At 65.2% G+C, this 21,574-nt stretch carries 21 protein-coding genes; 11 read left to right on the top strand and 10 right to left on the bottom strand.

Annotation, left to right across the window (positions count from 1 at the left end; all coding sequences use genetic code 11):
* Window positions 1-72 precede the first annotated feature (72 nt).
* Window positions 73-1,479: an IS1380 family transposase gene (locus IM777_RS16800; protein ID WP_082157222.1), complete on the top strand. Its 1,407-nt coding sequence runs from the start codon at window positions 73-75 to the stop codon at window positions 1,477-1,479.
* Between the two features lie 97 nt (window positions 1,480-1,576).
* Here IM777_RS16800 and IM777_RS16795 read toward each other — a convergent pair whose 3' ends face one another.
* The 3 genes from IM777_RS16795 to IM777_RS16785 all read right to left on the bottom strand — a co-directional run bounded on the left by IM777_RS16795 (window position 1,577) and on the right by IM777_RS16785 (window position 6,263).
* Window positions 1,577-2,020, bottom strand: a complete 444-nt coding sequence (locus tag IM777_RS16795) for a DUF4194 domain-containing protein (protein WP_194384103.1) — start codon at window positions 2,018-2,020, stop codon at window positions 1,577-1,579.
* Window positions 2,017-3,453 (bottom strand): DUF3375 family protein, encoded by a 1,437-nt coding sequence (locus IM777_RS16790; protein WP_171024258.1) that lies wholly within the window; start codon window positions 3,451-3,453, stop codon window positions 2,017-2,019. The genes IM777_RS16795 and IM777_RS16790 overlap by 4 nt, the downstream gene beginning before the upstream one ends.
* Window positions 3,454-3,695: 242 nt before the next feature.
* Window positions 3,696-6,263 (bottom strand): AAA family ATPase, encoded by a 2,568-nt coding sequence (locus IM777_RS16785; RefSeq protein WP_138174587.1) that lies wholly within the window; start codon window positions 6,261-6,263, stop codon window positions 3,696-3,698.
* 638 nt (window positions 6,264-6,901) lie between these two features.
* Here IM777_RS16785 and IM777_RS16780 point away from each other — a divergent pair.
* From IM777_RS16780 to IM777_RS16765, 4 genes are all read left to right on the top strand, one after another.
* Window positions 6,902-7,921 carry a PIN domain-containing protein gene (locus IM777_RS16780; protein ID WP_138174582.1) on the top strand — a complete coding sequence of 340 codons (1,020 nt, stop codon included), beginning with the start codon at window positions 6,902-6,904 and terminating at the stop codon, window positions 7,919-7,921.
* 191 nt (window positions 7,922-8,112) lie between these two features.
* Window positions 8,113-9,483: a hypothetical protein gene (locus IM777_RS16775; protein ID WP_194384102.1), complete on the top strand. Its 1,371-nt coding sequence runs from the start codon at window positions 8,113-8,115 to the stop codon at window positions 9,481-9,483.
* Window positions 9,484-9,710: 227 nt separating this feature from the next.
* Window positions 9,711-10,226, top strand: a complete 516-nt coding sequence (locus tag IM777_RS16770) for an LD-carboxypeptidase (RefSeq protein WP_138174578.1) — start codon at window positions 9,711-9,713, stop codon at window positions 10,224-10,226.
* A complete protein-coding gene (locus IM777_RS16765; protein WP_138174576.1) occupies window positions 10,223-10,567 on the top strand; it encodes a hypothetical protein in 345 nt (114 codons plus the stop codon). Before IM777_RS16770 ends, IM777_RS16765 begins: the two co-directional genes overlap by 4 nt.
* A 228-nt stretch (window positions 10,568-10,795) precedes the next feature.
* Here the strand turns inward: IM777_RS16765 and IM777_RS16760 are convergent, their stop codons facing one another.
* Window positions 10,796-11,332, bottom strand: a complete 537-nt coding sequence (locus IM777_RS16760; RefSeq protein WP_138174574.1) for a CGNR zinc finger domain-containing protein — start codon at window positions 11,330-11,332, stop codon at window positions 10,796-10,798.
* Between the two features lie 48 nt (window positions 11,333-11,380).
* On the opposite strand from IM777_RS16760, the gene IM777_RS16755 reads away from it, so the two are divergent.
* Window positions 11,381-12,043 (top strand): LysE family translocator, encoded by a 663-nt coding sequence (locus tag IM777_RS16755; RefSeq protein ID WP_228480872.1) that lies wholly within the window; start codon window positions 11,381-11,383, stop codon window positions 12,041-12,043.
* 236 nt (window positions 12,044-12,279) lie between these two features.
* Window positions 12,280-12,675: a peroxiredoxin-like family protein gene (locus IM777_RS17335; protein ID WP_212743497.1), complete on the top strand. Its 396-nt coding sequence runs from the start codon at window positions 12,280-12,282 to the stop codon at window positions 12,673-12,675.
* A gap of 722 nt (window positions 12,676-13,397) precedes the next feature.
* Here the strand turns inward: IM777_RS17335 and IM777_RS16745 are convergent.
* Complete coding sequence (locus tag IM777_RS16745; protein WP_228480871.1) at window positions 13,398-14,258, bottom strand: sulfite exporter TauE/SafE family protein; 861 nt, start codon at window positions 14,256-14,258, stop codon at window positions 13,398-13,400.
* 63 nt (window positions 14,259-14,321) lie between these two features.
* On the opposite strand from IM777_RS16745, the gene IM777_RS16740 reads away from it, so the two are divergent.
* On the top strand, window positions 14,322-15,272 hold the full coding sequence (locus tag IM777_RS16740; protein ID WP_138174572.1) for a LysR family transcriptional regulator: 951 nt from the start codon (window positions 14,322-14,324) through the stop codon (window positions 15,270-15,272).
* A 481-nt stretch (window positions 15,273-15,753) separates the two neighbouring features.
* Here IM777_RS16740 and IM777_RS17330 read toward each other — a convergent pair whose 3' ends face one another.
* The 4 genes from IM777_RS17330 to IM777_RS16725 form a co-directional block, all read right to left on the bottom strand.
* A complete protein-coding gene (locus IM777_RS17330; protein ID WP_212743496.1) occupies window positions 15,754-15,963 on the bottom strand; it encodes a hypothetical protein in 210 nt (69 codons plus the stop codon).
* Between the two features lie 18 nt (window positions 15,964-15,981).
* Entirely contained in the window at window positions 15,982-16,161 is a 180-nt protein-coding gene (locus tag IM777_RS17325; RefSeq protein ID WP_212743495.1) for a hypothetical protein, read from the bottom strand.
* Between the two features lie 75 nt (window positions 16,162-16,236).
* Window positions 16,237-16,848 carry a LysE family translocator gene (locus IM777_RS16730; RefSeq protein ID WP_138174570.1) on the bottom strand — a complete coding sequence of 204 codons (612 nt, stop codon included), beginning with the start codon at window positions 16,846-16,848 and terminating at the stop codon, window positions 16,237-16,239.
* Window positions 16,849-17,029: 181 nt separating this feature from the next.
* Entirely contained in the window at window positions 17,030-17,908 is an 879-nt protein-coding gene (locus IM777_RS16725; protein ID WP_138174568.1) for an AraC family transcriptional regulator, read from the bottom strand.
* Window positions 17,909-18,155: 247 nt separating this feature from the next.
* Between IM777_RS16725 and IM777_RS16720 the strand changes: the two genes are divergently transcribed.
* From IM777_RS16720 to IM777_RS16710, 3 genes are read left to right on the top strand one after another with little or no spacing between them, the layout of a single operon-like run.
* Entirely contained in the window at window positions 18,156-18,638 is a 483-nt protein-coding gene (locus IM777_RS16720; protein WP_138174566.1) for a GyrI-like domain-containing protein, read from the top strand.
* A complete protein-coding gene (locus IM777_RS16715; protein WP_212743493.1) occupies window positions 18,625-19,455 on the top strand; it encodes a TrmH family RNA methyltransferase in 831 nt (276 codons plus the stop codon). The genes IM777_RS16720 and IM777_RS16715 overlap by 14 nt, the downstream gene beginning before the upstream one ends.
* Window positions 19,456-19,463: 8 nt before the next feature.
* On the top strand, window positions 19,464-20,210 hold the full coding sequence (locus IM777_RS16710) for an rRNA methyltransferase (RefSeq protein WP_175987716.1): 747 nt from the start codon (window positions 19,464-19,466) through the stop codon (window positions 20,208-20,210).
* A 516-nt stretch (window positions 20,211-20,726) separates the two neighbouring features.
* Here IM777_RS16710 and IM777_RS16705 read toward each other — a convergent pair.
* Window positions 20,727-21,560: an aldo/keto reductase gene (locus IM777_RS16705; protein ID WP_194384101.1), complete on the bottom strand. Its 834-nt coding sequence runs from the start codon at window positions 21,558-21,560 to the stop codon at window positions 20,727-20,729.
* Between the last annotated feature and the right edge of the window lie 14 nt (window positions 21,561-21,574).

Raw genomic sequence — 21,574 nt, 5'->3', positions numbered from 1 at the left:
AATGCCCCTCTGATCAGGAAGAATAGAGCTTGCTAAAGATTCTGTTCGACCGATCCGAGAGGCATCTCGTAGGTGCAATTCAAGCATGCTCCCGCTGCGGTGTCAGCGAAGTTCGATGACCCGAATCTTGTGTCGGCCGCAGGGCTGGTCCCGATGCTCCGCCTGGCCCGCACCGCAGGGCTCGATCAGCTCGCGCAGGTCCGGTTGACGGTCCCGTCGGATAAGGGCGCGAACGCGGGCAGCAAGGTGATGGCGCTGGTGGCGGGGATGCTCGCCGGGGCGGACTCGATCGACGACATGAACGTGCTTCGTCACGGCGGGATGGGCAGGTTGTTCGACCGGACGTATGCGCCGTCGACGCTGGGCTCGTTCCTGCGGGAGTTCCGGTTCGGGCACGTCCGCCAGCTCGACGCCGTCGCCTCCCGGACCCTGGTGAACGTCGCGCAATCCGCGCCGCTGCTGCGGGCGTCGAACGGCGAGCGGGTAATGGTGGATCTGGACGACACGATCATCGAAGTCCACGGATACCAGAAGCAGGGCGCGTCGTTCGGGTACTCCGGCGTCCGCGGCCTGAACGCCCTGTTCGCCACGGCGTCGACATCGCAGTCGGCGCCGGTGATCGTGGGGCAGCGGCTGCGGCAGGGGAAGACCGGTTCCCCGAAGGGTGCCGCACGGATCGTCGGCGACGCTCTCGCCACCCTCCGCCGCATGAACCCCGGGACCAGCGCCCGGCCGCTGCTGCGGGCAGACTCCGCGTTCTACGGTCACGCCACCATCGGCACGGCGATCAAGGCCGGCGCGGACGTATCGGTGACCGTCCGGATGGACCCCGCGGTGAAGGCGGCGATCGCGACGATCCCCGAGGATGTGTGGGAGATGATCGAGTACACCGACTCGATCCGTGACGAGGCCACCGGGCGACTGATCTCCAAAGCAGAAGTCGCCGAAGTGCCCTTCGTCGCGTTTCGGTCGAGGAAGATCGTTGAGCGGGTTGAAGGTCGTCTAGTGGTGCGGCGGATCCCGGACCTGAACCCGAAGCAGGTCGAGCAGCCGACACTGTTCGACATCTACCGGCACCACGCGTTCTTCACAACCACCGACAAGACAGTGATGGGCACCGTGGTGGCGGACAAGACCCACCGGGCACACGCGATCATCGAGCAAGTCCACGCCGACCTGAAGAGCGGCCCGCTCGCTCACCTGCCCTCCGGGGTGTTCACCGCGAACAGCGCCTGGCTCGTCCTCGCGGTGATCGCGTTCAACCTCACCCGCGCCGCCGGACTCATCGCCGACCACGCCGGCCGGCTCGCCAGAGCGACGACCGCGACGATCCGCCGCACTCTCATCTCCGTGCCCGCGCGGCTGGCGCGGTCCGCGCGCCGGGTCACACTGCACCTGCCCGAGGCCTGGCCCTGGCAGGCCCCGTTCGAGCAGCTCTTCACCGCGACGCACGCACCACCACCGGCCGCGACCAGCTGACCACCGCCGCGCCCGCGGCACGACCAAGGACCAAGTGGACGACCGGGATGCGACGCCCGGAACACACCCCTGCCCGCGGCGCATCATCTCGCACCGATCACGCCAGGACGGCCAGCCGAAGGCTCATCGGTGGATCGAGGCTAAGGAACTCGTCGATCTGAGCCCGGGTGACCACGACGAGCTCGTCCTGGGGGTCGGCGTGGGCGCACTCCTGGCAGAGAAAGATGAGCAGGAACGAGGCGTCGCGACTGAGCGGGCGATCTTTGCGGAGGATGCGGGGAGTGTCCTCCTCCATGATCTGCCGTTTGAATGCGACGCCGTGGTCGTGGTCGATCTCCAGTGTCAGGTAGAGATCTGCGAGGCGGCCGCGGATCTCTTCTTCATACCCACGCAGGATGTCCCACACGGCGCGATTCCTCGTCCGGGTGATGAACCGGTTCGTGAGAAGCACGACGAGCGCGCGGCGGGCACCGTCAGGGAAATCCTCGGGGGCGTCAGGCGCTAGCTCTCCTGTATCGGTGGTGCCGTGTCCGTCGCTCATTCGTGCTCACCGATCATGATGGGTGTGTCGAAGCGTAGATGGGGGAGCGCGACGTGGAGTGCACGTTCCTGCGCGGGCTGGAGTGCGACGCGATCTCTGATGTGGTCTGATACCTGGCCGTAGGTGATGGCTAGATCAAGGAGGGAGACGAGTGCTCCCAGCCGTCGGAAGTCTGGCGGCGTCGCGTCGAAGACTTCGCTGCCGGTCACCGCACCGCGCTCACGGATCAGCCGGTTCACGGTCCGGGCGACGACTCTCGGGCTCGTCCCAGCCGCCAGCCGCAACGCCTCACGATCCGCAGTCGGGAGGTCTGCGTGCGGCGAGATCGCGCGGACCTGAACCTCTTGAGGTCCCCGGTCGATCCAAAACTGGGTCTGGGAGATGTCGGTGGTGTCGATCGTTCCGATGCCGAGCACGTCGCTGTCGATCACCGCGGGGCCGGGGTGCCGTTCGACCCATTCGGCGCCGGCGCTGAGCGCCCGGTCAGCGAGGGCGAGGAGGCGCCGGTGCTTCTCGTGTGTGCTCCTGGTGAGGAAGCGCCGCAGTGACGAGGTCCATTTGACGTAGCTCTGCTGTACGCGAAGTTGCGCGGCGAGCAGGGTCGAGAACATCGTCTCGAGCTGCGCCCGCTCGGTCACAGTCATGTGCTCGCGGGCGAACTCCTGGGAGAGGATCTGATCGATGTCGTCCGGGATGGATTGGGCCTGCTTGGACGTCAACAGCCTCGAAAACCCTTGGTAGGAGCGGCCCTCGGGGGTGTCGCCGAGGAGGTCGTGCTCGTGGAGGTAGTCCTCGACGAGCTCTGCTTTGGTAGGACCGTCGGCCATCGCTCGTCGGGCGACTCGCTGGTGACGGTCCTCGACAAGGGTGCGCAGTTGCCGGAAGTCCGCAGGCAGCGTGCGGGTCATCGCCAAGATCTCACGCAGCTGCTGTTGCTGCTCCTCCACGGTAGACAGCCGGGTCCGACCAGACTTGATGTCGTCCCGCTGCTTCTTGAGCCGGGAGATCTCCCGATCGATCCGACGAACCTGCACGCGCCGGTCGGGGTTGGTCATATCCGCGAGCGTGTGGACGGCATGCGCGATGCTCTCTAACCGAGCCGTGGTGACAGTGGTTTCACCGTCGACGATCTCACGGACGAACTGCAGGGCTCGCAGCGAGTAGGCGGAGAGCCGGTATCGCAGGCGGCCAGCGTCCATCTCCGTTTCCAGCCACCGGTCCTCGACCCACTTTTTACAGTGCTCGGCGGGAGTACGATCTCCCGTCATGCTCGGCAAGGCGTCGATGGTCTCAGCGACCCGCTCATGGAACCACTCCGCGGAGACGGAACCATCGATGGTCCCCAGGTGGGTGGCGAACAGCGGCAGGACCCAGTCGCGACTGTATGCGCCGAGAAGACGAAGAGTCGGGTTGGTGTCGACGGCTTCAGCCAACTGCTGTGGTGTTGCTGTCAACGGGTCCCCCCTGCCGGCCTCAGGTGTCGCCAGTATCTCCTATACCGACGACACGGTGCCGCTTTGGCGGGCGGACGGGGGCTCGAGGAGGGCGAGGATGCGTGCGCCTGGGCACCCTCATCCGCCAGATGCCCTCGGCGGTATGTGGTCGGGGTCGGCAGCCCGGGGTACGTAGCGTTCTTGTCGAGGCCGGGGTCTCCTCCCACCCGAACGACGGCCAATCACGCGCCGGCGCTGAGGTACGCGGCTCTGGCCTCGCTCAACTCTGCCCAGTGCGCCTCGAGGCCGGCCAGAGTGGGGCTGACGTTCAGGGTGGGGAGCGGCTGGGAGTGTCCGTCGATGTAGCGGCAGGCTTCTTCGAACACGCGGTTCACAGTCTCGATAGCGGCAGGCAGGGCGGCCGTCTTGATGTTCGGTAGCGCGGTCATCCGCACGTTGGGCTGGTAACGCTGCGTCACCCCCTGCAGCAGCTCAGTTTCGGTGAACACCTCGCACCAGGCCCGGATCCAGTCGTAGCCGGTGCGTACGAGCGCGGCGCGCGCATCACCCTGCTGGGACTTGGCGGCCTGGATGGTCTCGTTGATGTTCTTCTTCAGATTGCTGATGCTGTCCCAGCGGGGCCCGGTAGCTCGGGTGACCTGCCCCTTGCCGTCCTCGTCGGTGATGTGGAAGTACGAGCATCGTTTGGACGCTGCCATCAGGTTCAGCAGTGTGGTGGCGAAGAAGATGTCGTGGGTGAACACGATCACCTGGGTCGTGTCGGCGAGTGCCGCGACACGCTGCGCGACCTCGTTGATGCGGCGATGATCGAGACTGGAGACCGGGTCGTCGAAGATCACCGGTGCGGTGATGCCGGCGAGGCGTGCTTCGGCGAGAAAGTCCGCCATCGCGAGAACCTTCTGCTCGCCCTCGGAGAGGACCTTCGACGGCTTGTGCTTGCCGGTGAGGACCTTGCGGCGGTGCGCTCGTCCCTGACGGCCCACGAACTCGACTTGAAGTTCGGGTGCACGGAGCGCGGTGCGTTCTTCGGCGAACAGCGCGTCGAAGCTTTCGTTGATCATCTGGTCGCTCGCGGTTTTGGCAAGGCCAGTGACCGCGCGTAGTAGCGCAGGCATGGGCTTGGCGAGCAGTGCGAGGCGGTCGGCTTGTTTCGCGTCGCGCACCTGTTGTTCGATGATCGCCCAGGACCGGGCGAGTTCGGCGGCAGCTTCGAGTTCGACCAGTTCCTTCTTCTTCTCAGCGAGTGTTTCCGCGCGCCGCGCGGCTTGTCCTCGCAGTTCCACCAGGGCGCCGCTGGTGGTCTCGAGTGCTTCGGTGAGGCCATCTGCGTCGGCGGCCACGTGAGCCAGGAGGTCGGCTGTGACGGGGGTGTTGTCGCGGAGGTGGTCAAGGAGCGCGGTGGCAGTGCTGAGCGTGCGTTCCAGCAGTGGCAAGAACACGGGCTGCGGGTTGCTCGTGGCGTGGTCGCGCGCGTAGGCGTCGACATCGCTGGTCCGGATGCCGAACACGGGTGAGGTCAGGGCGCTGAGCCGCCCCTTGGCGGCTTCGATGTCGCCGGCGATCTTTTCCTCGAGGAACTCGGAATACTTTCCGATCAGCGCCCGTGCCGGGTCACTGAGCGGTTGGCGGCAGTAGAGGCACCGGTCTGCGTCGTGCGCGTCGTGTGCGCTCAGGTGTGCTTCGTACTCCTCACCGGCCTGGATGAACCGGGTCCAGGTGTCGTCGGGGGCGGCGGGCAGGTCCGCCGCTTCGAACAGCGCCGCGCGGAAGGCTCGATACTCCTCCTGCAGGTACGCCAGGGCGGTGAGCTCGCTGCTGTACGTGGCGGGGCTGAACCGACCGAGAATCTGTGCGGCCGTGCTCGCCTCGGCTAGGACACGCTCGGCGCGTTGTTGCAGGGTGATCTCGGCGCTGATCGTGTCGGCCTCCAGCGCGGCCACGGTGCGGCGCAGTGTCCCGATGCGGGTATCAGCGTCGGTGTGGTGGTCGGCCATCGCCCTGAGCTGGTCCAGGTCTGTCGCGGCGCCGAGCGTCTCGATCAGCGGGTACACCGACGCCGCTCGCGGGAATCGGCCCAGCAGTCCTGTGGGGCCGGATCGCAGGTCGCTGATTGCCGCATCAATGCGGGCCTGGACGGCCTTGATTCCGGCGATGACGTGGTTGAACAAGGCAAGCGCGGCGGGGACGTACACATACTCGAGGTCTTCGTCGACATGGAAGCTCACCGATGGGCTGTCGAAGATCGAGATGCGCGTGAACGGGGCAACCCCCCGTTGCCCTGTCCAGGCGTACGTCTTCGCTTCCGCTCCGAGTTGGTAGCCGATCGTCGCGGACGGGGATTGCGGCGCCGTCGCCTCGATATCCCCGAGGATGACGTCCGCGGTGCGGCTGGCAGCAAGCGCTTTGAAGATTCTCGAGTACCCGGTCTTGCCGGTGCCGTTCTCACCGAACAGAATGGTGAGGCCCTGATGCGGTTCGATGACCCCACCACCGATCAGAGCGTTCACCCCCGCAACCTCTGACAGTGAGGTCACGGTCAAAGGTTCGAGCGCCTCGTCCTCCCCGTCGATCATCGCGAGCTGATCCTCGGTCGACAGTTCCCGGGCGTCCAGCGCCTTCTCTTGCCGGAACAGCGTGTACGCGTGGTCCTCTTCGTCGGAGTTGAGAGGGCCAGCTCCGGTGAGTACGACGCGCACGATGTACCGCACCCATTCGTCGGAACTGTTCGCCCACGCGCCAAGAAGCTGACGGGGGTCCACCCGTGTGTCCGCTTGCACCGCGTCCGTCATCGACCGACCTCCGTCGCGACAGCGGTGTCCATGGAACGCGCTGCTCACCGCCGACTCTATCGTCGCCCTGACAGGACGCCGAGCTGTGCGTCGCGCGGGCCGCTGGAGTTGGTGCGGGAGATGGGGCACGCTGATCGGATGACTGAACGAAACACCTGGCCACGCAACCGGTCGACGCTTCCTGGCGGTGGCCTGTCGACGCTTCCTGGTGGCGGCTTGTCCACCCTGCCGGGTGACGGGGCCTCTACGCTTCCCGGCGGTGGTCTGTCGACACTCCCAGGTGGTGGCCTGTCGACCCTTCCTGGTGGCGGTTTATCCACGCTCCCTGGTGGCGGTATGTCGACGCTTCCTGGCGGTGGTCTGTCGACGCTTCCCGGGGGCGGCTTGTCTACGCTTCCTGGCGGAGGTCTCTCCTCGCTGCCTGGGGGTGGGCTGTATGACGGTGCAGACCCGAACCCGTACCGCTCGAATCAGCCACCCATGACCCACTTCATCCCCTACCTCCGCCATCAGGGGCTGAACGATGTCGCCGATCTGCTGGCGCGTGCTCACGGGCTGAACCTGTAACGAATCACGAGCTCTGCTTCATCGGAGCGGCCCCACGTTCACCTTGACACTCCACCGGGTACCGTCGAGCTGTGTTCTTGCTGCTTGACGCCAACGTGATCGTCGGCAATCCGCTTCTGCGCGGGCGGCAGTGGGACGCCGTCGCGGATGCGGTCGCTTCCGAAGCGCTCGATCTTTATGTGCCCGAGCTTGCGGTCGATGAAGCCGTGGCACGGTACCGCGACAGTGCAGCATTGCGTGAACGCGAGGCGAAGAAGGCTCTCAAGACATGGCCGCCGAGGTCACGGGAACTCGTCCAGGAAGCCATCAACGCTTCAGAGTCCTTCGCCGCCGAGTACGAGAGTCTTCTGCGGGCGCGCCTCGAACAGATGGGTGCAGAGATCGTCGGCTACCCGGAGGTAGAGCATCGTGAGGTCGCGTTGCGGGCGATCTCACGGTCGGCACCGTTCGACAGGGAGGGCAACGGATACCGTGACGCGCTGCACTGGTACGTCTTTGTCGATCTGCTTCTCACGTGCGAACCCGAAGATCCGCACGCGTTTCTTCTGTCGGCTGACAAGCGTGCGTTCGGACCAGCGCGACGGCGCGAACTCTTGGCCGAGATCGAGAAACTCGATGTGGAGTGGGAGGTGAAGATCCTTGAAAGCATCTCCGATTTCAAGGTTCCCGGGCAGTTCCTCGATGACGAGGGCTCATTGGACTACGAGCAGGAGCGACAGCTTCACGACGCGGTACAGGATGCGGTGCTGGCAGGCGGAACACCCAAGGACTTCACTCACTCGCTGGCAGCGAAGACCGAGTTCGACGTTGCTGATGTGCTTGAAGTCTTGTTACTGGATGTGAACGTGGAAGGGGTGCAGATCGAGCGAAAGTCGCGCGATCTATGGATCAACTACACCGCCCAGGCAACGTGCCTCGTGAAGCTCGAGAGCGTCGAGATCCTCGACGAGGACGCCGGCGACTACGCCACCCATCGGGACACCGCCGTATGGGTCCTGGATCTCAGCGGCAATGCTTACTCGTCAGGGAACCGCATCGACGAGGTCGCCTCCCTGCGTCTCGACACCATCGAAGGAGACGCACCGGCATAGATCGAAGGAGACGCACCGGCATAGACAGTGGGCGGGTAGGAGCTACCTCGAGGGCCGCCGGCGCGGCCGCCGCTGTTCAGGTGGGGCGTGCATCTGATCGGCACTCGGCTGTCCTCGCTTTATGTCGGCGGCCTTCGCGGTTCGGCGGTGACGCTCGGCAAGTCATCATGGACTTCGTGTACCGACGCCGAGTGTTCGAGGTTGCAAATGAGCTCGGCGTTGACGTGCGCACCGTGCTCGACGCGCTGCGGAGCCTGGGTGAGGCGGAAGTGCGCCCTGAGGCGCAGCTGAGTGAGTCGCTCGCTCGCAAGGTGCGAGTGCATTTGAATGGTGGCGGGGCTGTGCCGGAGCGGCGGCGGGGTGTGGAGCCAGCGCGCCGCCGGTCGAGGTTTGCTCAAGGCATTCGGGAGCAGCATGACGACGCAATCCGTCGCGTCATCCCCACCATCGCGGCGGGCTTGACCGTTGCCGCTCGGCTGCCCGAGGGTAACGAAGTCATCGTCGCATTCCACAACCGTGACGCCGTCGCGCGGTACGGGTTCTGCACCCTGTCGGGCGGGCCGCTGCCACCCACTGTGCTCAACGCTTCGGATGCACGGAGGCTGTTGGCGCCGTTGCGGGACGTTGACCGCGACTATGTCGCTCGCGGGTGGACGCCACCCAATCTCTACATCGCCTTCGACCTCGCCCATCAACACGTCTGGCTAGGAAGGTCGCTGAAGACGATCGGGCATCCTGGTGAACGATTGGCTGCGGACTCGCTCGTGCGGGTGCCACCCCCTAGCGCCGGTGAACCGCCCCGCATCAACCCTCGCGCACAGCTCTTCACCGCCAACAAAGTGCCGTCCGTCGTCGCGGCGGTCGGCGAGGGGTCGGATCGTCCCGAAGAAGCGTTCCTCCTTCACGAAGAGCTTCTGCGTCTGGCTGTCGACAGCCTCGTCGACGCGGACGTTCTCGATCCGCTGCCCGTGCATATCAACGCGATCTGGTTCTTCGCGCGCCCGATCGTGATGCAGCGGGCGGGCGACAGCGACCGCCATGTCCGCGCGGTCTGGTACCGGCAGGGCGGCTCGATGTGGCGCATACGCACATACGTTGCTGGCGTTGCGGGATCCGGCGCGGTCAATGTCAAACAGGTCGGGCCGCAGCTGTCCGGCCGCGTGCCATTCGTCCCGGTCTGGGATGACACCCGACCGGAACAGAAACTGCTTGCCGCGGTGTGGGCGTTAATGGCCCAGGGCGGCATAACTGAGTCGGAACGCGTCACAGGCGTCGTCGTGCCCAGCGGCGAGCCGCAGGGCGAGCTGACGATCGTGCGCGTGCAAGCGGGCAGCGATCACGTATCCGTCTATCGAGAGGGGAGCGACGGCGAGCCGCCCGATCGTGCGGCCTGGTCGGTTCGCGGCCACTGGCGGCGACAGCCCTACCCCTCACTCGGGCTCGACGACGACGGCCACGTGCGCACCCGACTGATCTGGATCGCGTCGTATGTGAAGGGTTCCCACGGAGCACCAGTCGAACCCAAGGTAATCGTGGTCAGTTCAAGGCCGGGAGAGGCCTGAGGGCCGACACGACCGGCAGTTGAAGGTTCTCGATACGAGATGCCAATTCCACGAGGTCTTTCGAGCGAGTTGCGAATTGCAGTGTCGTGGGGACGTAATCGCCGCCGCCGCCGCTGCCCGCCGCCCGCCGCCGCTGGCGCGCCAGCCAAGGGGCCGCGTGTAGATACGCTCGAAGTGGGCGTATTCTCCGACGAACGGGGCCGCGGTGCGGGAGTCTGGTCTAATCGGTGGATGGTCGCAGCTTCGTTGAAGCCGTTCCCAAAGTCCGTCCGGGTGATCGTGTCGCCGTGATCTCGCCGGCATTCGCCGCCCCAGCGATTTCGCCCGTTCTCCACGAGCAAGCGATGCGGCGTCTGAAGGAGGCGACCGGGTTCATCCCGGTCGAGTACCCCACGACGCGGCAACTCGGCGCGAGCGCGGAAGCCCGTGCGGCAGACGTGAACGCGGTGTTCGCGGATCGGAGCATTCGCGCGGTGCTGGCCGCCATCGGTGGTGATGACCAGATCACTGTCATTCCGCACTTCGATGCCGCCGTGATCGCGGCGAACCCGAAGCCGTTCCTCGGGTACAGCGATAACACGAACCTGCACAACCTTCTTTGGAACCTCGGCGTGCGGAGCTTCTACGGTGGATCCGGTCGACCTCGTCTACCCGTTCACGGGGAGGTGGCTCGTGCAGAACAGTCCGGCGAACCACGACCGACTCTGACCAGTCGCTCGCCTGTGCGCATCACGGAAGCATGACGTCCCCGGTTCGGTTCACCGAGCTCGCTGGGTGGACGCCGCAGCCCTACCGCTCCGTGTTCGTCTGGGTCGCGTTCGAGGAGCGCCTCGTCGCGACCGGCGAGAGGTACGGTCCCGACGATCACGCGGGAGTCTGGACGGCGGACGGGTTCCTGTCGCGGTGGTCCAGTCGGCTCGTCGATCAGGGATGGGAATGGATGGCTCCGCTCATCCGCCGACTCGCGGACGGCGAGGACCCGGAGCACGTGCGCACGGACGCGCTCCATGAGTACGCCGCTCGCCACGACGGCGCGGAACCGAACGTGACCATCTGGAACCTGGGCGTCGACCGACTCCGGTGAGGGCGAGTCAGCCGCGTTGCCGCCCCGCTCGTGGAGCCACGGCATGCGACGTTGGTGCCGTACTTTCCCCGGCGTCGGCGCCTTCCTCGAGGAGGTCGAGAGGCGTAGTTCCGTTTCTGAGCGGGCCAGCGGGAGGCGACGATGCCGCTACCGGCGTGTGGGATCCGGTGCTGCTGGCGATGAGGCTCATTGCGATGTGGGTGGCCGGGCGTAGTCAGGTCTCCATGTTCACGCGTGTCGCGCGCGGTGCCGACGTACTGCAGCGCGGTTGGCGCAGCGGACGCTGCAGTACCGCTGGCGGCCGTTGCGCGTGACGTCTACCACGACGTTGTGGCACGGGTCACCCGGGACTTTGCCGGCGTCGCATCGGTGAAGGCGGTGCATTCCCCGCGTTGTCAGGTGGAGTGCGGTGCCGACGCTGATGACGGCCTCCAGCACATGCGGCAGGGCTTGGTCTTGGTCTCGATAGTGGAGGTGCCAGCCTTCATCATGGTGGTCGGTTAGGCGCGGGTAGGCGGCCGCCTCTGCGAGGTGTTGGTTGAGGAGGTCGGCGCGTCGTTGCGGCAAAGGTTCATCAACGACTTCGAGCCATCGGTCGATTACCCTGCGGACACCGGTGTAGTCGTCCGCTTGCGGATTCGCGAACGGCGTCTGCATCCCATAAGACTCCGCACGGTCGACAATGCCCGCTCGATCTTCGGGCCAGTCGTTTGCCAGTGACGCGGCGAGCAGGACCGCGTACTCGCCGTAAGGGTTGAGATGCATAAGGGCATTACATCACACTGGAACGTGAATCGTTGGAAGGAACTGACTATGACGGTGCTGGGTACTGGACTCCCGTGGGCCGCGGTCGGCGGGATGGGGTTGGCGGCGTTGGTGATGGTGCTCACGCCTGGGCCGAACATGATCTATCTCGTGTCGCGCAGTATCGCTCAGGGGCGAATCGCAGGTCTGGTCTCGCTGGCGGGGACGGGCGTGGGATTCCTCACCTACATGACGATGGCGAACCTGGGGCTCAGTGTCGTGTTCGTTGTGGTTCCGTGGCTCTACATCGGTCTGAAGGCCGCAGGAGTGCTGTACCTCGCCTGGCTCGCGTTCAAGACGTTCCGCCCAGGAGGGACAGGACTGTTCGAACCCGGACCGCTCACCCGCGATACGCACGGGAAGCTCTTCCGGATGGGGCTGTTTACCAACCTGCTGAATCCGAAGGCGGCGGTGATGTACCTGGCGATCATCCCGCAGTTCATCGACACATCGCACGGCAACCCGATTGCGCAGGGGTTCACGCTCGGCACAGTCCAGATCACTGTCAGCGTGATCGTCAACGCAGCAATCGTGCTGGCCGCCGGGACGATCGCAGGATTCATCGGAACCCGCCCGTCCTGGCTCAAGTGGCAGCGCCGCATCACCGGCAGCCTTCTTGCCGCGGTCGCCGTCATGCTGGCCAGGGAAGTTCCCCAGGCTGCCCGCGCGTAGACAACCTGCAGGTGGTCGCGCGCGTGTGGCCAGCGCGCCAGCCATCGCAGCGCCGATGTAACCTGAAATGGACGAATCCGTTCAACCGATTCGTTGCGACATCGACTGATCGCTCTCGCGGCACACGTCGTGAGTGCCACGTGCGCACGAGCGCCGACGACGGCAACCCCGTACATCAGAAGCCGAGGGCGTGGACAGCTGAGCGTGTATGTCAACGGCCGCAGAATGGGAGCGAGATGAACCTGCGGGAAGAGCTTCTGCGTGTCTACGAGGACGCGCGGTCCAACCGGTCCTCCGAGGAGAACGAGACGACGGATCGTGCGGCTGCGGAGCTCTTCGACGCCGGTACGGCAGACCGCGCGAAGGCCGTCGGAGATGTGGCGCCGGTGTTTTCTCTCCCCAGCGCCACTGGCGAAACGGTGACCTTGAGTGATCTGCTTGAGGATGGCCCCGTGGTGCTGAGCTTTTACCGAGGCAGCTGGTGCCCGTATTGCAATCTCGAGCTGCGGGCGCTTCAAGCGAACATCATGGAGTTCAAGGCGCGCAACGCGCGGCTCGTTGCGATCTCGCCGCAGGTGCCTGACGAGTCATTGTCGACCGCTGAGAAACACAGCCTCACTTTGACGTTCTGAGCGACGTGGGGGCCACTGTCTCCCAAAGCTACGGCCTGTCCTTCGTCATTCCTACGGAGCTGGCTGCGCTCTACGAGCGACGAGGTCACGATCTCATCCGTCGAAACGGTGGCGATGGTCGAACGCTTGTGATCCCCGCGACCTATGTGATCAGGCAGAGCGGGTCTATATCGTGGTCGTTCGTGGACAGCGACCACACCAGACGTGCGGAACCGCGGGACATCATCGCAGCGCTCGATGCGATCCGCTGACTGCTGCAGAGGCGACGGACGGAGGAGTCACGCGCCTCTCGTGCGACCGTGCGCGCTGCGACGCAACTCCCGGCTGGTTGTGGACGGAGATCGGTCATGCAGCGCGGCGATCTCCGTTGGCCGCGCACCTCGGCTCGCGAGATCGCGATCAGAACGCGCTCCTCTTCGAAAAGAAGCCTCGAGGAGATGGGGAGAAGCGAAAGCGGGCCAGGGCTGTGGCACGACCTTCACCGCGCTATCCTTGCGCCGCACCGCGGTGCCATCGCGCCGGGGGTACGCGGCCGTCCGCATCGCGCCGACCTCGCGGGCGGCGGCCGCCAGCGGCTGCACTGAGCGAGCAACTCCGTGAACCGGTTCCACGTCAACGAGTTCGGCCTACGCCCGGGGCCCGGACGGGCAGATCGATCGTCGCGTGCCGGGGTGATTCCGGCGCTGACATCTGGCTCGACCGTTCCTGCCGACCGAGGGTGGTCAATGGCTTAAGACCGTTGCCGTGACGGTGGTGATGCCGACGATGACGACGAACCCGCGGAACAGGCCTGCGGGGAGTCGTCTTGCGAACCTGCCGCCGACCAATCCTCCCAGGATCGAGCCGAGAGCAACGAGGGCGACGATGGGCCACGAGATCAGTTCTGGTGAGACGAAGATGAAGACCGTGGCGGCGATGATGTTGACCGCGGCGACGCTGGCGTTCTTCACGGCGTTGAGTTCTTGCATCAGCAACGTCGTCGTGATCCCGAGCAGGGCGACGAGGAGGATCCCCTGCGCTGCACTGAAGTAGCCACCATAAACTCCGAGCAGGAACGCGCCGACCACGGAGGCGACTTTCGAACCTCGGCGAGGGAATGGCGTCGCGTCGACGTCGTCGGTTGCCGCCACGCGGCCGATGCGGTTCTTGATGGCGGGTCCGCTGAGTACCAGAAGCGTACCGATACCAATCAGCCAAGGGATGACGGCAGCGAAGATGTCGGCGGACAAGTGCAGGAGGAGGAGCGCGCCGGTGACGCCGCCGGCGCTGGATGAGGGAAGCAGTAGGCGAGTAACGCGGTAGTGTGCGCGCAGCTCGCGTCGGTAGACGAATACCCCCGACAGGCTGCCGGGCACGATGCCGACCGTGTTCGCCATCGTCGCCGTCAACGGCGGAAACCCCAGCAGAACGAGGATGGGGAAGGACGCCAGTGTCCCCGCGCCTACGACGACGTTCAGACCTCCTGCAAGGAAGCCTGCGCCGACGACCGCCGCTCCTCGCAGAAGCGGCGCGATTTCTATCAGCACGTTGGCCTCCTCCTCGCCCGGGTCACAAGATGTCCCGGAGGCCTTCAAGGCTTCCAAAAGTGCGCTGGACGCAGGTTGATAGAATCGGAAGGGATGTACGCGAAATCCGAAAGCTAGTTCGTGGCGCCCAACTTGCGGGATCTGGAGCTGTTCGTCGCGATCATCGACGCCGGCTCGATCACGGCGGGCGCCCGCGCCGTGGGGGTCTCGCTGTCGTCGGCCAGCAGCCGGATCGCTCTACTGGAACGGCAAGAGCGAGTCGAGCTGTTGTCGCGTCGACGAGGTGGGATCGTGCCGACCACGGCCGGCACGACCCTGGCGATACATGCCCGTGCCCTTCTCGAACGTGCTGATGAACTGCGGCAGGCGATGGACGGGCTGCGCGGGGACTCTGCCCACGAGATCCGGCTCGCCAGCAACACATCAGCCGTCGATACCTTGACCGAGTTCCTGGCCGCGACTCTCGCACGATTCCCTACGATGCGGATCGCGGTGGTCGAGACAAGCAGCGTCGAGGTCGCGTCTCGGGTCCGCGAGGGGGGTGCTGACCTCGGGATCGTTTCCCTCCCACCGACGGGCGACGGTTTGATCGCTCGTGAGTTATGGGCGGATCCCCTTGTCGTCGTTCGTGGCTCGGTGTTCCGCGGAGACGACGTGGCTCCTTCCTTCGAGGAGGTGATGCGGGGGCCGCTGATCGGGTTGCCAGCGGCAAACCCGCTTCAGACACTCATCGACGAGCAGGCGCGCATCCTCGGTGTGTCACCGGCGTACCGCGTGCGGTTGCCAACCCTCAACGCGGTGTACGCCGTCGCCAGCACTGGGGCTGGCGCGGCGATCGTCCCGTATGGGACCGTCAGCCGCTCTCCCACACTGCCTGCTGCCATACATCCGGTGGCAGAGGAATGGGCCGACCGCCGCGCACTCCTCATCACTCGGTCTACCTACGTTCCGTCCCCCGCGCAGCAGGAGTTCATCGACGCGCTTCTGCGCTACCGGGATGAAGTCGATGTCACCGAGCCGCTCGGAGTCGTCATCCTCGGCTCGCCCCCTGAGCAAGCCCGCCGCGGGTAGCGAACCCGATACGAGATCCACCCCGGTCGGTGATAGAGCTGTACGCCAAGCTCGGAAAGGACCTCGGCACCAGTTAGTGAGCGTTGCCGAGCGTAACGACTCGCTGGCGCAGCGCGGCAAGATTCCGGCTGGCCCAAGCAACCCAGACCGCACCGAGAGCGTCTGTTACTGGAATGCAAGGTCGGCTACCGATCGGCGATCCTCCCCTCACCCCCTCCGAACGGGAGCAGATGCTCAGCGCACCGATGTTGTTGACGACCACGAGTGCATGGAACAACGCGCGTAGGCAGTCTGCCGTGGCCCGTGCCAATTCCACTCATCGTGGCCGGATTCATATCCGGAGCCCGCGACGATGATCGTGAAGCAAATGGCCGACACCACGAGCGCCACAATGACGGGCACGAGCGCCCTGAACTATCGATAACAACTCGTGGGCGCAGCGAGGACCCCGGCGTTCACGTCCGGCGCTGTCAGAGCTCGATCACGTACTTGACTCCGCGTGAGCGGCCGCCGGCGCCAAGCCGTCGGGCACGCGCGCGACGTGGGCACTGGTCACGAGAACCTTCTCCGCCCAGGTGCCGCTGCCACCGGGCAGGGGCGCCTCGTGGACGAGGTCGAACACGGCGATGGGAATCGCGTAAGCGAGTGAGACGGCGTTGCACAGGTCGACGAGCGGGTGGATCGAGGGCAATTCCCCGTCGCTCTTGAATCAGCGTGGCAGCGCTTCCGACGCGCACCGGTACTGGGTGGGTTTGAGTCCCATCTGACTGAATGCGCGCCGCCAGGCGACGATCTCGGGGAACTCGCTCTCCGGTCGTTCGGAGAGGCGCATGGAGGCCCGCTCGCGGAATGGTGCCGCGGTCGCCGAGACGTCCGCCGTGTCGGTCACGCCATCGAGGGTGAGTGTCGCGACGGCGAGCTGAGGGAAATGAGCGCGCAGCGCCGAGTCATGAACTGAGCTGCATCAGCGGGTTTCGAGGGCGAGACGGCCGGCGAGCAGCCCATACGTGCCCGCGAAGGTGCGACGCAGCCACGCCATGACCTTCGGGCGCGTGATGACCTGGTTGCGCATCCCCGCGGCGAACACCCCATACAGCGCAAACACGACGAACGTCAACGCCATAAACACAAGGCTGAGCCAGATCATGTGCCACGTGCCTTTCGCCTCGCCCGCGGGAACGAACTGAGGGAGGAACGCGAAGAAAAAGATGGTCAGCTTCGGATTAAGCAGGTTGATGAGCACGGCGGTACGGATGACCCGCCAGAACGAAACCGGGGCGGGGTTCGCGTCGCCGTCGATCATCGTCTTGTCGCGGAATGTCTGCCAGGCGAGGTAAAGCAGATAGGCGACACCGAGCCACTTGATCGTCTGGAACGCGATCGCGGAGGCATTCAGGATCGCGGCCAGTCCGGTGATCGCGGCCACCATGTGAGGGATGACCCCGAGGGTGCAGCCGAACGCCGCAATAATGCCAGCCTTTGCGCCGCGGGAGAGCCCAGCGGCGATCGAGTAGACGGCGCCGGTGCCGGGGGTGGCGACCACCACGAGGGTGGTCAGCAGGAATGCAATGCTCATCGTCGTCCTTCGAGAGTCGTTGCTTCCGCACAGTACCGCGTCCGCGTAATCCCGAAATACACGAGCGATCAGCCGAAGACGAGCGAATCGCCCAGATGGACACCGTGTAGACATTCGTCCGCGAGATCGGGATGGCATGAAGTCGCGCCCCTCGGGTAGCGAGGTCATGGTCGTGTCGCGGTTACACGTCATCACGCTGGCGGACGATCGGCAGCCACAACTCCGTCGTCGCGGAACGGAAGTCTTCAGCGCGATCGAGGATCGCGACGATCGAGGGGCCTGGTCGCAGCAGCCACGGGTTCGACGGAAACCACTCGGATGCCGATGCCGCATACGTCTCCTGCAGAGCCGCGGGATATGGTCCAGATGCCCGGAACACAGCCCACGTGCCGGCAGGAACCTCGATCACGTCGAGTCCTTCCGGCGTGGTCGTCGCGGCGTCCCGGGCAACGCCGTGCAGATAGGTCAGTGTGCTTCCCTCGGTGTAGTCGGAATCGACATCTGCGCTTATCTGAAGCAGTCCGTGAGGATCCGTGTTGCCGAGCGCCGTCAGTCGCGCGTGCTCGTGCGCCGGCAGAGAAGCGACGTGCGCTTGGATGTGAGGATTCGCGCTCCGGTGGATGAGCGGAACGCGTGCAGCATGGCCGACGAGCCGGAACGCGGGTCGATCCACGATACGCGTGTCCATCGACGTGGCGCCGTGGACAGTCAGTCGCAGCGTGAGTTGCGGCTGTGACCGAAGCGGGCCGCCGTTCGTCCGCACCTCGATAGGCGCCGCACCGTGGACCGCCCGGAACGCACGTCCGAATGCCTCGGCCGAGCCATAACCAAATCGAACCGCAACCTGGAGAAGCGGATCGCCCGCGATGACGTCGGCCGCGGCGACCGTCATCCGCCGACGCCGCACATACTCGGACAACGGCATGCCGACAAGCGATGCGAACATCCGCCGCAAGTGGTACTCCGTGGTGCCGAAGGAAGCAGCCAGCGCACCGATGTCGAGGTCGTCGGACAGATCCGCTTCGACGACCTCGATGAGCCTGTTGAGCTCACTGATCACACAAGCCTCCCTTCATTCCAATTCTGCTTGCCGGGGTGCAGTGGTTTGTCCGAACGTGCGACTCCGATCCGAGCGGGCCGGCTCGTGACGGCCGGCGACGTCCGACGACACGCAACACCACACACCATCAGGCGTCCCGGGCGCCTTCACCCGACTTGATCGGTCTCCAATTGTCGGGCGCTGGACCCGGCGTGACGAACACCCTGGAAATCGTCTCGCACCACGAGAGTCCAAGCTGAAGGGAAGCATGTTAGACGCCCGTATCGTCGAGCGGACGGCCTTCCGCCTGATCGGTTACGCCGCGTGCGTCCCGGTCGTGTCGGAATTCCGGAATCCTCATGTCGAGGCACACATCACGGCGCTGTCTGCGGAGAACGTGGAGCGGCTCCGAGCACTGGGCTGCTCGGAGCCCTCGGGTCTGCTTCAGGTGAGTACGGAGGTCGACGCCGACTACGCAGTGAACAGTCGGTTCACGTTCATGGTCGGTGTCGCCCTCGATGCGGCTCCGCCCGCACCTGAGCGCCTCGATGTGATCGAGGTTCCTGCCGGCAAATGGGCGGTGTTCCGCACGGGCGCTCCTTTTGCGTCGGCCTGGATGGACATTGTCAGCGAGTGGTTTCCGTCACACCCGTGGCGCCTGCGTCCGGGGCCGTCGATCGTCACTGAGCGCCGACCAGGCGAGCAGCGCGCCGCAACCGCCGAGGTCTGGATTCCCGTTGAACGCGCGTAAGCCAACTCTGCGCGTCTCCCGGCCGAACGCAAGATTCCAACAGTGGGAAGCTCTGCTCCACAACCGCAACAAGCGCCAGCGGGCCGGCGAGTTCATCGTGCAGGGTGTGCGCCCCATCAGCCTCGCACTCGAGCGGGGCTGGCCGATCCGCGCAGTCCTCTATGACGCGGATCGGCCGCTGTCGCGGTGGGGTGCACAGGTTATCGAAGGATCAGGAGGCGAGCGGGTAGCCGTCGCGGCTCAGCTGCTGCATCAGTTGAGCGACCAAGACGACGGCTCCCCCGAGCTGATCGCCGTAGCCGCCGTGCCGGACGATCAGCTGTCTCGCATACCTATGGGGCCGTCGTTCCTCGGGATGGCATTCGACCGCCCCTCCCTGCCCGGCAACATCGGCACGATCATCCGTTCATTGGATGCCTTCGGCGGGTCGGGCCTGATCGTCACCGGACACGGCGCAGATCCGTACGACCCCAGAGCCGTCCGCGCCTCCACTGGGTCGCTGTTCGCGGTGCCGGTGATCCGACAACCATCTCATCAACCACTGGTGACCTGGGTACGGGAGCAACGCGCTGCGGGCATCCCCCTCACGATCGTCGGAACCGACGAGAACGGGTCCGACGACATCGCCGACGTGGATCTGACAGGCCCCGTCCTGCTCGCGATCGGCAATGAGAACGCCGGACTCAGCGCGGGATGGCGCGATGCGTGCGATGTCGTCGCACGCATCCCCATCGGCGGCGCCGCCAGCTCGCTGAACGCTGCCAACGCGGCATCGATCGCTCTCTACGAGGCCGCGCGCCAGCGCGGACGGGCATAGGCACGCGAATGGCCTACCGCTACGCCGTCACGCGAGAGAGTTACGCCGACCTCTCCGGCGGCGTGCTCCACTCTGCCCCCGGGTTCCCCGCCTTCCCCGCACGCCTCGCCAGCGAGATGTTCCAGCGAGCATTGGCGCTCACCCCGAACCCCACCGCCCAGGTATGGGATCCATGCTGCGGCAGCGGCCACCTCCTCACCACTCTCACACTCCTGCATAGAGACAGAATCACCAGCGTCCTCGGCTCCGACGTCGATCACGCGGCGCTGGAACTCGCCCGGAAGAACCTCGCCCTTCTGAGCAAGCACGGCATGACCGCCCGCGCGAATGAACTGCAGGCCCGCGCCGAGCGCCTGAGCAAACCCGCCTACCTCGATGCCGCCGCCGCTGCACAGCGACTCGCTCGCCGGCTCGCGTCAGGCGACGGCTCATTCGACTACAACATCGCACCAGCCGACGTCTTCGACCCCGCACAACTCCGGCGCGCGTTGAACGGGCGACGCCCCAATGTCGTGGTCACCGATATCCCCTACGGCGAGCAGACAGCGTGGCACGGACCGGATGCTGCACGAGGCCTCGACGGCATGCTGAATTCGCTGGAAGAGGTACTCGACGAGGGAACCGTGATCGCAGTGACGACCCGCGCCCGCAAGGTGCGCCTAACCGGCCCCCGGCGACCTCTCGCATGGTTCCGAATCGGAAGCCGAGCAGTCATCCTCTGCCGCATCGCCAGCCGACTCCAGCATCGAGTTTGAATCTTCCGTGTAGCTCGTCAGCATTGTTCCTTCGGGCAGAAAATTCGTGGGGCTGCATAGAGCCCGGTTACAGCGTTGAGCACTGTCTTGGTTCCGACCGTACTGGCCGGCGACGTTGTTGGAAGCTAGCAGCGATTATCGCCCAAGCACCATCGGACCACGGATCAGATCGGCTACGCAGCGAAGTGTTCTTCGTAAAGGATCCCCTCACGGCCGAAGCGGCGTTTGCAGATCTTCCCGAAATGCGCGAGGGCGTCGACGCGATGGCAATCGGGCCGGGTGTCCTGTACTTCTCGCGGGTAGCCGCGCAAGCGACCAAGACCCGCGTTCAGCGCGTACTCGCTATGCCGATGTTTCAACAGATGACAGTCCGAACCTGGCGCGTAACTACACGGCTGCTCGAACTGCTCGACAACGGTTAGCCTCCGCACGCATCCCGAAATTGATCGTTTCCGGATTCGACGTGATCGCTCGGCCCCTGAAACTTGAAACGCGATCGAGTCGGGGAGAAACGCGCTAATGTCCGTTCTCTTTTGAGTCGGAATCTCGTGCCGCTGATTCACCGCGATCGAGGTTCCTCAGCTCCGCAAGGTCGTCGTGAGTGAGGTTGAAATCGAAGATCTGTGCGTTCTCCCGCAGCTGTCTGGGGTCGTCCGCGCGCGGAATCGGGACGATGTTGTGCTGCACATGCCACCGCAACAACACCTGCGCGGGGGTGCGACCGACCCGGTCTGCGATGTCTACCACGACGGGATGTGTGAGCAAGGGGCCTCCGCGCCCGAGCGGACTCCAGGCCTCGGTCACGATGCCCCACCGCTTGTGCAGATCACGGATATCGTCGCGCGCCAGGTCGGCACTCAGTTGGATCTGGTTGACGTCGGGCACGCGTCCGGTAGCGGCGACGATCCGTTCCAGATGTGGTCGTTTGAAGTTTGAGACGCCGATTGCTCCGACCCGCCCCTGCTCGACGAGTCTTACAAGACCCCGCCACGCCGCAACGTAGGTGTCGAGCCAAGGCACTGGCCAGTGAATGAGGAATAGATCGAGGTAGTCGAGCCCGGTCCGTCGGAGGCTCTCGTCATAGGCGCGCTGGACACCATCTACGCTGTGATTCTCCTTGTTGAACTTGCTGGTGACGAAGATCTCCTCGCGAGCGATCCCGCTCTCTCGGATCGCCGCGCCAACCGGTTCCTCGTTGAGGTACTTGTGAGACGTGTCGATCAGTCGATAGCCGATGTCGAGCGCCAGCGCGACCATCTCGTGCACCGCGTCGCCCTTGAGCGGCCACGTGCCGAGACCCAGACGCGGAATCGAGTGTCCGTGGAGGAGGGGGATCGGGGCGGGGTTCACTGGAGCACCCCCGT

The organism is Microbacterium luteum (assembly GCF_015277875.1).
GTDB classification, from domain to species: domain Bacteria; phylum Actinomycetota; class Actinomycetes; order Actinomycetales; family Microbacteriaceae; genus Microbacterium; species Microbacterium luteum.
This window is presented reverse-complemented; position numbering and strand designations above follow the sequence as displayed.